Source organism: Bacillus sp. SRB_331 (genome assembly GCF_003264175.1).
In the GTDB taxonomy this organism is placed as follows: Bacteria; Bacillota; Bacilli; order Bacillales; family Bacillaceae_G; genus Bacillus_A; species Bacillus_A mycoides.
In genome coordinates this window covers 1-13,054 of record NZ_NADV01000037.1, presented here as the reverse complement: position 1 = coordinate 13,054, position 13,054 = coordinate 1, and the positions used below count along the sequence as shown (strand labels likewise).

Below are 13,054 nucleotides of genomic sequence, written 5' to 3'. Positions count from 1 at the left end.
TCTGTTAAAATAATAAGCCAACGATTGTTGCTGATAAAAAACTTACTAATGTTGCACCGAAAAGTAATTTCAAACCGAATCTTGCGACTACATTCCCTTGTTTTTCATTTAAGCTCTTAACTGCCCCCGCAATAATCCCGATTGAAGAGAAGTTTGCAAATGAAACTAAGAATACAGATATAATCGCTGTCGTTCTATCTGAGAAATTAAAGTTTCCTTTTGCTAAATCTGTCATAGCGACAAATTCATTTGATACTAATTTTGTTGCCATAATATTTCCGGCATTAACTGCTTCATGCCAAGGTACACCCATAATAAATGCAAATGGTGCAAATACATAGCCAAGAATTTCTTGGAATGAGATACCGATTACACCTTTAAATACTGCATTAATGAATGCGATAAGAGCAACGAAACCAATTAACATAGCTGCTACTGTAATCGCAACTTTAAATCCATCTATAATGTATTCCCCTAATACTTCAAAGAATGTCTTTTTCTCTTCTTCTTGTACTTCTAACATATCCTCTTCTTCAGTAACTTCGTACGGGTTAATGATAGAAGCAATAATGAAACCACCGAATAAGTTAAGCACTAAAGCGGTTACAACATATTGCGGTTTTAATAACACCATATATGATCCAACGATAGACATAGATACTGTAGACATTGCAGATGCACATAATGTATACATTCTTTTCTCTGGCAATAATCCTAGTTGTTTCTTAACTGAAATAAACACTTCAGATTGTCCTAAAATCGCAGAAGCTACCGCGTTATATGATTCGAGTTTCCCCATCCCATTTACTTTACTTAATACTAGACCGATAGATTTCACAATAATAGGTAATACTTTAATGTGTTGCAAAATACCTATTAAAGCTGATATAAATACGATTGGCATTAATACACTTAAAAAGAATGAAAACTCTTTTTGATTTACTAATCCACCAAATACGAAATTCACACCATCAGCGGCATATTTTAATAATTCTCCAAAACCATCTGCTATTCCGCTAATTAATATATTCCCTACGCTTGTATTTAATAATAAAAACCCCAAAATGAATTGTAATATAACCATCGTTATGATTGGGCGATATTTGACTTTCTTTCTATCATTACTAGCAAGCCAAGCGATACCTAAAATCAATACGAGGCCAAAAACACCGATTAAGTATTTCATAAGCCGTCTCCTCCCATTCGTATCCGCTTACATTTTTTTCAATTGTTAGAGCAATAGATACACTATACGTTGTGTATCTATTGCTCTTCACTCTTTATTGATTAGTAGTTATCTGTAGCACCTTTTGCATCATTTAATACGATTGCAACACTAGCACTTGCTCCAACGCGAGAAGCTCCAGCCTCTACCATTTTGTCTGCATCTTCACGTGTACGAACGCCGCCAGATGCTTTCACGCCAACGTTTGGTCCAACTGTTTTACGCATTAACGCGATATCTTCAGCAGTTGCTCCGCCAGTTGAGAATCCAGTTGAAGTTTTTACGAAATCAGCGCCAGCTTTTACTGATAATTCACAAGCACGAACTTTTTCTTCATCTGTTAGCAGACAAGTTTCAATGATTACTTTTACAAGAGCTTTTCCTTTTGCTGCTTGTACTACTTCATAAATGTCTTTTTCAACGAATTCGTTGTCGCCATCTTTTAGAGCACCTACGTTGATTACCATATCAACTTCAGTTGCACCTTTTGCGATAGCATCTTTTGTTTCGAATGCTTTTGTTTCAGTAGTGCTTGCTCCTAATGGGAAACCGATTACAGTACAAACGTCTACATCATGTCCAGCTAATTCTTCAGCAGCTAGCTTTACCCATGTAGGATTAATACAAACTGAAGCAAATTTGTATTGCTTTGCCTCTTCGATTACTTTCATAACATCTTCTTTTGTAGAATTTGGTTTTAAAATTGTATGATCAATTAACTTTGCAATGTTCATTATTTTCACTCCTCATATCTTTTAACAACTTCATTCTAACCCTTAGTTGAACAAATGTAAATACACTTTTGAAATTTTGTTCACTCTTTTACAAAAGGGAATTTCTTGTAGTAGATACGGTGCATTCTAGCTGAGAAACAATTCATATACATCACAAGTTGAAATCAAAACTTTTATGTTAACACTGGTAGTATGTATCTCAATATCCATAATTATTTTTAAAAAGGAAGTTTGTGTTCCAAGAAGGACTCCTATCATTTATACATAACAAAATAAAAGGCTTTCTCAAAATTAATATTTTGAGAAAGCCTTTTATTTCTAACCTTTTTGATAATGTAACAATTCCTTCGCCGTATGCTGATCGATAATTAATACATTTGCATACCCGCCACGTAACGCACCATCAATTGCTTTTACTTTTCTATTACCACCTGCAACTAAAATAGAACGTTTCTTTAATTTAAGTTCCTCTAACTCAATTCCAATTGTACGCTTATTAATTTCTTCGCTACTAATATTTCCGTCTCCATCAAAGAAACGTGAACAAATGTCACCGACCGATTGTTTTTTCAAAATGTTCGTTTCATCCTTATCGAAATATCCTAATCGGAATAATAGCGCTTCGTCTCGCACTGTTCCAACAGTAAAAACTGCAATATTCGCTTGTTTTCCCATTTCGATAATGTGATGAATATGTCTATCTTGCTCCACTAATTCTTTTGTCACTGCATTATCAAATATAACTGGAAGGGGTAGATTTCTTGGCGTCGTTTGAAAAGCATCTGCAAATAAAGCAATCGTCTCATTCGCATATGTATTTACACTTGAGTGACTAATGCCACCTTTTAATTGGACAACCTCTACACCTTTCACATGTTGCGGCACGATTTTTCTAGCGATTTCATACATCGTCATTCCCCAGCTTACACCAACGATATCACCAGTTTTCACTGTCTTTTCCATATACTCAGCAGCATACTTACTAATATACTCCGTAATCGTTGCATATTCTGGTACTGGAGAAAATACGACATGCGCTTCTAACAGGTTGTACTTTTCTTTAAGTAAATTCCCAACGTTATCTAAATCAGCAAACGGATCGGCTATGCTAATTTGAACAAATCCTTTTTCTTTTGCGTACTTTAATAATCTAGAGATCGTCGGTCTTGAAATATTTAATTTGTTAGCAATTTCTTGCTGACTATAATCTGATTGATAATATAATCTTGCAACTTCAACGCTTAACTGTTGTTTATCTTTTTCCATAGTAACTTATTACAAACCCTTTCCTGTATTTCCCTTTCGTTACAAGCATTATACAGCTTTATGCAAGAAATTTCGACTCCCTTATTTATCAACCTAAACTTCTACCCCATCTAGTATTTACAATGAAACTTTATTTTTTAGCTTCATACACTCGATACAGATGATCTTGAAGCATGTAAATCAATTTATATTTAATTCATTCTTTTTTGCTTTTTCTGTAGTAACGATAACAAAGCCGTTCAATAACAAACATTAGATATCATTTATGGAACTTCCTTACTGTACGGTAAAATCAAGTTTTTTAACATAGAAATTCCTTAGCGTGCGAAATTCGCATTTTGATGGTGATCCCATTCCCATCAACTTAAGAATGGAAACAAAGTGAACTTTCGTTTAAATAAACTAAAAAACCCTTAAAACACTTTTTCTCCTTAAAAATGAGCATGCCAAATAAAATTAGATAGGTATTATTTTTAAAAAAAGATAAACAAGTTATCAAGCATGTAGGCAACACCGAAGGAAGTTCATGAAAGACCTAACCTTAGCTTGATAGGCATGTGGCGATACCACATCAAGCTAAGAAAAGCTATTCCCCCCAAAACGCAAATTTTGTATTTATTATATCCCTGCATTCTTATTAAATAAAAATGAGAATGCAGGGATACTCGATTTGTAATATTCCCGCAACGATAGTGGTGATTATTCTGAATATTAAAAACACTAATCTAATTCTAAGGTTATTTCCGTTTTTTTTGATTGGATTTTGAGAAAGTGTAGGTTAAATTCTTTTAAACAATATAAACCAAATCCAAATACTGTATTCTACGCTCTATTTTTTTACTTTTCTAAAACAATTGCTGCTATTTCATTAGCATATTTTTTAGAGTCAAATTCATCATAGTTACTTAGTACCGCAACAGACAAATATTTTTCTGGAAACCGCATGAAGTGCGAACGATAACCTGCCCAACCTCCTGAATGTTCCAGGTATCGACAGTTAAAACCTTCTGCAACTCTCAACCCAAAAGCATAATCTTCATTGTCAATAATCATTTCTCCAGTTGGAGAAATTTTCGGACCTATTTCGCTCATTCTTTTAACAAGGTCTTTTCCACCAACGGTACCTGTTGTTAAATTCTCTCCCCATTTTACCAGGTCTTCAACTGTTGTATGAACTGCCCCATCCCCTGTATGTTCCCAAGGACTTTCATAGATTTTATATGTTCCTTGTTCATTCTTCGAATATCCGCTAGCAATTGATATAGTAGTTGGGTAGTAATCCACAATTGTTGTGGCCCTCATATTTAAAGGGTCAAAAATACGCTCCTTTTTAAACTGACGTAGAGACTTGCCACTTACTTTCTCTATCACTTGTGATAATAAAAAATATCCTGTATTGCTATACTCAAATTTTGTTCCAACTGGGAACCTTGCAATTTGATGATTTTTAAGGTGTTCTAGCGATTCTTCCACAGTTAATGTATCAGTATATTTAATATTTGCTGCTTCTGCCAATTCCATATAATCAACTAGTCCGCCAGTGTGATGAATTAGGTGTCTCAATGTTATAGGTTCAGCATATGCTCCTATAGACGGAACAAACTTTACAATTGAATCATCTAAACTTAATTTCCCCTCTTGTTCTAAGAGCAATATAGAAAATGCTGTAAATTGTTTAGAAACTGAAGCAATATTAAAAATGATTTTAGTATTTATCGGTAGATTTCCCTCTATAGAAGCTAAGCCAACTGCACCTTTATAAGTTATTCCGCTATCGAAACTAGCAATATATGCAAAGCCAGGAGCTTTTGATGAAAACTTTTTTAATAATTGTTTAATCGATGTATGCGTCTTTTCATTATATGTATTATTCACCTCAATCACATACCCTTCCCTTTAAATGATTAGAAATATATTAACCTGTTATCTTTCTCATATTCATTCCAATTGAACTCCGTATCGGATTATGAAATCCAGCAATAGGATGACCATCTTCAGGCTGGTTGCGCAGACCTACTTGTATACTTCAGTTTTAGATTATCTTTTGCATCATTCCAATATAATTTCAATTTTAGAATTATATTACTTCAACTCAAAACGACATATTTTAATTTGACTACAATAAAGCACCCTCACACTAATTTCTTTAGTTTCTAAATTCTTCTCTTTATAGAGAACTTGAATTTAGTGAGTGCTATTATCCTCGACTTTACGGAAGTAACTCTTTCAATTCCAAAACCACTCATGGCAACGTAATAGATATTTTCGAAATGGGGTCAATAACATCTATTTTACTTTCAGAATTAGGAACGATGTGCTAGCGAATATGAAAACTATTTACCAGTCCTCTGTGAAGATAGGTTTTAATAAAATATTCATCTCCCTTATACCTTGTTCCAATTTCGGTTATAGTCTACAACTTTTATAGTCATCGTCCATAGTGTTTTACTTTTTCGATATAAAAATCCGAATACCCATTTTAAACAACTAAATTATATTAGACTATATTCACAAAAAAGCAGGGGGTTTCCAACTCTTTATTTTTCATTGTAGTTTCAAATGTAGTATTGGGTAGTGATGCCCTGTATTATCTGTAAGTTCCCCATTGACTTCAGCTAACTAGTTCCAGTGAGAGTGTCAAGAAAGTAATCCTATATCTTTTGCCTTTTGTACGGCTTCTTCTCGATTTTTAACTCCTAGCTTCTCATAGAGATTGGAGGCGTAATTTCTTACCGTTCCGTTTGACAAGTAAAGTTTCGAAGCTATTGTTTTATAACGGCTTCCTTGTGATAATAGTTCCAAAATCTCTAATTCTCGTTTCGTTAATCCATACTCTTTTCCATCTGATTTTGATTCAAATGATCCTATTTCTTCATTTTCTTCCCACATTCTATGGAACAAGTCATGATTAATCATCGTGCCTCCTCGATAGACTAGACGAATTGATTCAGCTAGTTCACGCGAATCTATGGATTTCAATAAATATCCATCCGCACCATTTCGTATGATTTCTTTTGCCCTTTCTGTATTCTGAAAGGTTGACAGAATGAGTACACGAATGCCCGGCCATTTTTCCTTAATCATTTTAGTCGCATGAATCCCATCCAGATTTGGCATCTCTAAATCCATTAATACTACATCTGGTTTTAGTCTCTCACACAATTCCAAAGCCCGTTCTCCATCTTCAGCCATTCCCACTACTTGTAAATCCTCCTGTCCATCCAAAATTGTATGAAGACTTTCTCGGATAAAAGAATGATCATCGACAATACACAGGCGGATTTGTTCATTAGACAGTTGTACTTGTTTCGGTAAAACACATGAAATTAACGTCCCTTCCCCCTTTTTGGAATAAACAATGACTCTTCCTTGTGACTGACTCACACGCTCTTTCATTGCAGTTAATCCAAAGCCATCCTTCCACTCTTCTACCCCACAGCCATTATCCTGTACATCCAATCTTATCTGTTGTGGTTCAAAGTGAAGTGACACAATGATTTCTGTGGAATGCCCATGGCGAACAGCATTTGTTAGTGATTCCTGCAAGCTCCTATATAGTGTCATTTTTGATTGTTTGGAGGCCATATACTCTTCCCCTATTATTCGAGTACGTACATTTACTTTTGCATGTTTCTTAAATTCCTCTGTCAATTGTTGTAATGTGACAGCTAAGGGAAGCGATTCTTGTGATAAATCCAATTGATGTAAATACAGTCTTACTTCCTCCATACTGTTACGGGCCAATTGTAATAATGAATCGAGCTGTTGCTCTCCTTCTTTAGACTTTAATTCCATACGTAATGTTTCCATCCCCATAATAATTGAGGTATAGGAATGCCCCATCGTATCGTGTAAGTCTTTTGAGAGCCTATCACGTTCCTCGAGTAATGTAATTCGCTCAACTTGGGATACGTATTGTTCCAATACATGTTTCTGGTTCCGAATAGTTTCACTTTGACGGTAATTAGTAGCCAGTAAACGAAAGAAAGACCCCATAGCAAAAGCTAAACTGATTTGTAGGATGATTCCCCATAAATCTGTTACTTTGGAAAATATCGCAATGAGCAATGGGAATAAAATAATTGTGATAGGACCCGACCAACGGTAAGATTTATGAGCACTATTTGCCGCAATCATAAAAGTTGGCATTAAAAAAGCAAGATATGCTGACGGAAATAATAAAGTTAAATAGAAACACACTCCGCCAAATAATATTATTTCAGTAAACAAATAATAGCGATAACTAAACATTAAACAAATCCAAGGTACTGAAAATGAAACTATTTCCCAAAGAATAATGATCCAAAGTGGTACTGTCAAATAATCTTGTTGTTGGATAGTCATCGATATCAATGATAGCCAAATAATAAAACGTATACAAAGTAAGGCCCAATCATACCAAAACCATATTTTCAAAGTATTAAACAAATTATCACTCCTTTATAGCTTTAAACATGGAACGCGTGTACATTCCAATAATTCTAACTAAGCCGTTTCCAATAAGATTATGTATCCAGATGAGAATGAAACCAACAATCATGACAAAAATTGCTGTCTCCCATGAATTCACAGCAATGCCCAATAAGTATATATTAAAATATCGAAAAAGTAAGGGTGTAACGATACATACTAGCGGCATTACATACAGTAAAACAGCACATATAAGACTTATTATTCCGATAAAAAATTTCTGCATGAGCCAAAAAATAGCTCTCCAGTTGCTATTATTAAGGATTGTATCTCTCGCTTTAATCCATTTATCCCCTTCCTCTTTTTTTCTTGGTTCGAATAATTCTATCGATACATCTGTATAAACCTTTGTTTGAATACGTTCATACTGAACAAACGTGTGAGTTGTTTGTAGCACCCAAACCAACAAGGGAATACCCAAAAAGATAATCGTCATTACTAATGCAAATGTAATGCTGACCAGATAGAAACAAAAGTAAAAGAATCCGGATACAAAGGTAAATAACAAGAAATAAAAATCTTGCAAAGTTTTTTGAGCTGATGCTTTCGTCATTAAAATCTCTCCTCCTCATTCATTGTTAATGCGTTAAAAGCTACTTTTTGATTCTAAGTATTTTTCTGTCACATACGGTAGTGTCAAAGTGTCATTGTTTGTATGACATAACTATCAATAAAGCCTTAGCCCACTCAATTTTTGTTATCCTTTATAAATATGACAAAAAGTTCCAACCGAATAAAGGAGCGTACAAAAATGAAACAAGCAATTAACAAACTGGAGATCGTTGCAATTCTTCTTTCTTCTTCAACCATGATTTCTGCATGTTCCCAACAATCGTTAGAAGCAGGAAAATCAATACCATCAGCATCCACGAATAATATCCAAATGACGAAAGGTCCTAATAATAAAAAAGAAATAGAATCTTTTGCCTGATACTTACTGATTCGTTGTACAAAACCAACATCTCTAGCAAGATCCCGTAAGGTATTTAAAGATAAAAAACTTTGAATCTCTTGAGCAAATAGTTGTAATTCGTCAGACATAGAAACAGACATAAAAAACACCATCCTTTCCTATGATTCTACAGAAAGAACAGCGTATTTTTCATTTTAGTGGGCATTCCTTTTTATTAACTTGATAGCGATAGGGTACCGCCACATATCCATCAAATTAAGCACTTGCTTTACCCCCAAATGTAAAAAAACGCTATCCTTTTCTATGATTCTAGAGAAAGAATAACGTTTTTTTATATTACGGAGAATTTTGTTTTATTAGCTTAATAGCATTTACCACCTTAATTAAAAATTTTAAAAGGAAGTTGGTTTTTTAAACCAGAAAGGTATATTTTCAACTATAAAAACTATAACAAAATTTACTTGACGTTCCTTTTTGCCTACTTGTTAAATTCAGAAAGTAAAATGTTTTTAAAAGGATCAGAACGACTAGTTTTATGGCCATTCAAATTGATGGCCAATGTATGCTTGCCTCCAAGTGTGCCTCCAGAAAAAGTAGAAAACCCTGGAACACCGCCTGCGTGTCCCCATATCGAGACACCGTTTTGAAGTTTAGTTTCATAGATTCCAAGACCATATCCATCGATTTCTTCTGTTCCTGTAGGAACTGTAGTAAGCATTTGTTTTAGTTGCTGTTCCTTCAGTAATTTGCCACTGAGTAAGTAAGAGAAAAATTTGTTTAAATCGTCCGCAGTAGAAATCATATCTCCATCCGAGCTACCTGGGTTAGAATAAGTAACGTCTTTTAGCTCACTTTCTCCATCATATCTTTCATATCCACGGGCATGCTTGGTGCCTGGAATAACCGTTGAATTGCCAGGTAGGAATGTATTCGACAATTCAAGCGGTTCAATAATTCGATTTTCGACCTCTTCCGCATAGCTGTTTCCAGTTACTTTTTCAATAAGGGTACCCAGTAATACGTATCCTGTGTTTGAATAAGACCAGCCCTTTCCTGGAGCAAAGTCTGGGGGAAGAGAAATCCCCATCTTTACGAATTCTTCAGCTGTATACGATTTTTTTGTATCTTTAATATCAAAGTCTGTTGACTTTATGTAGTCAGCGATACCACTTGTATGATTCAATATCTGCCGGATAGTAATCTGGTTACTATCATATCCGTTTCCTTGAATGACACCAGGCAACCATTTTTCAATGGAGTCGTCTAGATTCAAGCGGTTCTCTCCAGCTAATTGAAGTAGCACTGTTGCAATGAATGTCTTCGTCGTACTGCCAATGCGAAAGCGAAAATCTGTTTTCATCGGCTTCTTGGTTCTCAGATCCGCTATGCCAGCGGTATAACTCCACGTTTTTCCACCCTTATAAATTTTAGCAAGTATTCCAGGGTATCCAAGTTGTAGTGTATCCCGTATTGCTTGCTTTACAGAAGTACGATCTCGTTGGGTACTTGTTTGTAACGAACTAGATATATTTTGAGTGGGCTCTGCTTTTACAATTGAGGTTGGTGTTGTATATAACAGAGAACTTCCAGTCATTAAAAGGACTAAACCTGTAGATGTAATCTGGCAATGCTTTTTCATAAAGATATTCCTCTCCTCTATTCATATTTTATCGGTAGTTATTTGCTGTTTTATACTAGTCACACAGCTTTCATCTTAACCAAAGACAAATGGACAAGAGTGGATTTGCAATTATCTTACTCAGTATTATTTTCACAAATGCTATTGTGTCCTAACAAACGGTAAATTTCTCTTTTTCCACTTGTATGTTAACCCTAGAAACTACTTCTTTTCCTTAAAATACTCTTGTTACTGGTTTGTTTTTCATAAATAGGTCATACCTGTTTCCCCTTTCACGCCTCTTTATATTTTTGTCATGCACAATGAAAATCTCCCCTCCTCATTTATTGTTAATACTTTAAAAACTGCTCTTTGATTCTAAGTTTTTTTTTGTCACATACGGTAGTGTCAAAATGTCATGGTTTCAATGACATAGCTATTAATACAGCCGTATCCCACTCAATTTTTGTTGTTCTTTATAAATATGACAAAAGTTCACTATCGACTATGACTCGCCGCTTGCTACACTCTTTTCATACGCTAACGAGCCGCTAACTCGTTGCGCTAACAAAAAAATTCCAACCAAATAAAGGAGCGTACAAAAATGAAACAAGCAATTAACAAATTGGGGATCGTTGCAATTCTTCTTTCTTCTTCAACCATGATTTCTGCGTGTTCCCAACAATCGTTAGAAGCAGGAAAATCAAAACCATCGGCATCCGCGACTAATATCCAAATGACGAAAGGACCTAATAATAAAAAAGAAATAGAATCTTTTGCTGATCCGTTATTTGAAGAAAAAATGAAGAAGCACAATGTGAACGGTTCTAGTTTTGTCGTCGTTCATGATGGAAAGGTCGTTGTCAATAAAGGGTATGGATATGCCGATAAAGAAAAGAAAATCCCCGTCACTAAGGATACGGTCTTTCAAATCGCTTCAGTCTCGAAAACTTTTACTGCTTTGGCTGTGATGCAGCAAGTCGATAAAGGAAAGCTTAAACTAGATCAAGACGTACAAAAATATCTTGGTGGATTACAAATACCTAATCAAACAGGGAAACCTCTTACCTTGTTTGATATGCTCACTTATACTAGTGGGGTAGATTTTCCCGACCTCACAAATATAACTGGACCTGAATATATTGATAATAGTATACCAATGAAAGAATTTTTCTCTAAACATATGCCAACTGTGGTACGACCACCGGGTGAAGTTTATACGTATGACAACGTCTCATTTGCGCTCGCAGGGTTTGCAGTAGAGAATGTTACTAACAGCCCTTTCTCCAAATATATGGAAAAGAATATTTTCAAACCATTAGATATGAAATCTACAAGTATGAGCTTTACGCCTGAACTTCTAGAAAGAATGGCTACACATTATGGTCCCACTGGCGAACCGATCCCAACAAGTGGGAGCGGTTTAAGGGATACACCACAAGGAGGCATTTTATCTACTGCAGAAGACATGTCAAAATACATGATTATGCAACTACAGAAAGGAAAGTTTAAAGACAAAGAAATTGTAAGTAAAAAAAGCATAGATATGATGCATGCCTATCAAGTTTTTGATGATAAGACCAACCCTGTTGCGACAATTGGATTTGAAACGCCTTTTAATAAATTTGCTAACGGTCAACACGTTGTAATGAAAGGGGGAAGTATGCCCGGACATCAATCACTGATGATTTTAGTGCCTGAACAAAAAACAGCATTCTTCATGTCTTACAATAATGATTCCTTGATGAGTATAGACGTATATGAAGCTCTCATGGATCACTATTTCCCTGCTAAGAAGAATGAAGTAAAAACAAGTTATCTCCCGTTAGAGGAAAAAGAAGCTCATAAATACTTGGGCTTATTCCAAAATACGCGTTTCGCTGCAATTCGCACTCATTTTACTTATGAAAATGGGAATTTAGTCATGGAGGGTGGAATAACTGGAAAACAAGTTCTCAAAATGATTCATCCGTTGTTATTTGAAGATTCGGAAGGCAACAAAGTTGCTTTCAAAAAGAATTCAGCTGGAGAAATCACATATTTTCACTACGATTCTCCTAAAAGCCTTGATTTTGTAGCAGATGCCCAGAGAATTAACAACAAACCACCTTTTGATGACGTTCCACAAAAGAGTAACTATAGAAGTCACATTGATAATCTTCATGCCCTAAATATTATGGGTGCTAAAACAGGTAATCTATTCAATCCGATGGAAACCATGACACAAGGAGAGTTTGCGGATACGTTGTTACTTGCTCATGGATGGAACGGTTTTCCAGACGACTCAAAAGAGGCAAGGGAAAAAATTATGAATGGAATTCCAGAGTATAACCGTGCTACTCCGATTACCCGACAGGTCGCAGCAACCATGATTCAAAACGTAAAGCAAATTCAAGACTTGAAAACGATTCAACCTGACAAAGCTATTAAAGTTAAATTACTGGATGCCGCAGATGACTGGGCAGTCCAATCGATTCAGGCACTTGCCTCCCAAGGAATTCTAGACCCTGATACTTCCATTAATGCTGACGGATCCTTTATGTTTCGTCCGAAAGACCTGTTACTGCGTCAAGAAGCAAGTGCTCTGCTGGATTTAGCTTTTAACTATTATGTACTGCCTATCAAACGACAGTAGATATTCATCCTAAATTGAATCAAAAAAATTGGATGATGGTATCTCATCAGCATCAGGTAAAAAATAACAAGACATTCAACTTTATAAGAGCTTTATGGAAACGGTAACGATTTGAAGCATAACCTGACACACTTGAAGTTTTTGCATTTAAAGAAGGAACCTATCAGGAAGTATGAACTGTACCCCGAATCAT

8 protein-coding genes and 1 pseudogene are annotated in these 13,054 nt (G+C 35.3%); 1 reads left to right on the top strand and 8 read right to left on the bottom strand.

What is annotated here, in order from left to right:
- Nucleotides 1-4: 4 nt before the first annotated feature.
- The 8 genes and pseudogenes from B5P42_RS23070 to B5P42_RS23035 all read right to left on the bottom strand — a co-directional run bounded on the left by B5P42_RS23070 (nt 5) and on the right by B5P42_RS23035 (nt 10,247).
- Nucleotides 5-1,186 (bottom strand): NupC/NupG family nucleoside CNT transporter, encoded by a 1,182-nt coding sequence (locus B5P42_RS23070; protein WP_002012109.1) that lies wholly within the window; start codon nt 1,184-1,186, stop codon nt 5-7.
- 101 nt (nt 1,187-1,287) lie between these two features.
- Complete coding sequence (deoC, locus tag B5P42_RS23065) at nt 1,288-1,959, bottom strand: deoxyribose-phosphate aldolase (RefSeq protein WP_002012110.1); 672 nt, start codon at nt 1,957-1,959, stop codon at nt 1,288-1,290.
- 318 nt (nt 1,960-2,277) lie between these two features.
- Nucleotides 2,278-3,225: a DNA-binding transcriptional repressor DeoR gene (locus tag B5P42_RS23060; RefSeq protein WP_002202408.1), complete on the bottom strand. Its 948-nt coding sequence runs from the start codon at nt 3,223-3,225 to the stop codon at nt 2,278-2,280.
- 837 nt (nt 3,226-4,062) lie between these two features.
- Nucleotides 4,063-5,100, bottom strand: a complete 1,038-nt coding sequence (locus B5P42_RS23055; protein ID WP_113735390.1) for a serine hydrolase domain-containing protein — start codon at nt 5,098-5,100, stop codon at nt 4,063-4,065.
- A gap of 762 nt (nt 5,101-5,862) precedes the next feature.
- Nucleotides 5,863-7,653 carry a helix-turn-helix transcriptional regulator gene (locus B5P42_RS23050; RefSeq protein WP_113735342.1) on the bottom strand — a complete coding sequence of 597 codons (1,791 nt, stop codon included), beginning with the start codon at nt 7,651-7,653 and terminating at the stop codon, nt 5,863-5,865.
- Between the two features lie 4 nt (nt 7,654-7,657).
- Nucleotides 7,658-8,248, bottom strand: coding sequence for a sensor domain-containing protein (locus B5P42_RS23045; protein WP_088032494.1), 591 nt, complete (start codon nt 8,246-8,248; stop codon nt 7,658-7,660).
- Nucleotides 8,249-8,604: 356 nt separating this feature from the next.
- Nucleotides 8,605-8,748: pseudogene (locus B5P42_RS23040) on the bottom strand (IS4 family transposase); the annotation flags it as partial.
- A gap of 338 nt (nt 8,749-9,086) precedes the next feature.
- Complete coding sequence (locus B5P42_RS23035) at nt 9,087-10,247, bottom strand: serine hydrolase domain-containing protein (protein ID WP_113735341.1); 1,161 nt, start codon at nt 10,245-10,247, stop codon at nt 9,087-9,089.
- A gap of 583 nt (nt 10,248-10,830) precedes the next feature.
- Between B5P42_RS23035 and B5P42_RS23030 the strand changes: the two genes are divergently transcribed.
- Entirely contained in the window at nt 10,831-12,861 is a 2,031-nt protein-coding gene (locus B5P42_RS23030) for a serine hydrolase domain-containing protein (protein ID WP_113735340.1), read from the top strand.
- The last annotated feature ends 193 nt before the right edge of the window (nt 12,862-13,054 follow it).

Excerpts from the sequence above, each read along its gene's own strand:
- B5P42_RS23070 (WP_002012109.1), bottom strand. The coding sequence starts at position 1,186 with ATGAAATACTTAATCGGTGTTTTTGGCCTCGTATTGATTTTAGGTATC.
- deoC (WP_002012110.1), bottom strand. The coding sequence starts at position 1,959 with ATGAACATTGCAAAGTTAATTGATCATACAATTTTAAAACCAAATTCT.
- B5P42_RS23060 (WP_002202408.1), bottom strand. The coding sequence starts at position 3,225 with ATGGAAAAAGATAAACAACAGTTAAGCGTTGAAGTTGCAAGATTATAT.
- B5P42_RS23045 (WP_088032494.1), bottom strand. The coding sequence starts at position 8,248 with ATGACGAAAGCATCAGCTCAAAAAACTTTGCAAGATTTTTATTTCTTG.
- B5P42_RS23035 (WP_113735341.1), bottom strand. The coding sequence starts at position 10,247 with ATGAAAAAGCATTGCCAGATTACATCTACAGGTTTAGTCCTTTTAATG.
- B5P42_RS23030 (WP_113735340.1), top strand. The coding sequence starts at position 10,831 with ATGAAACAAGCAATTAACAAATTGGGGATCGTTGCAATTCTTCTTTCT.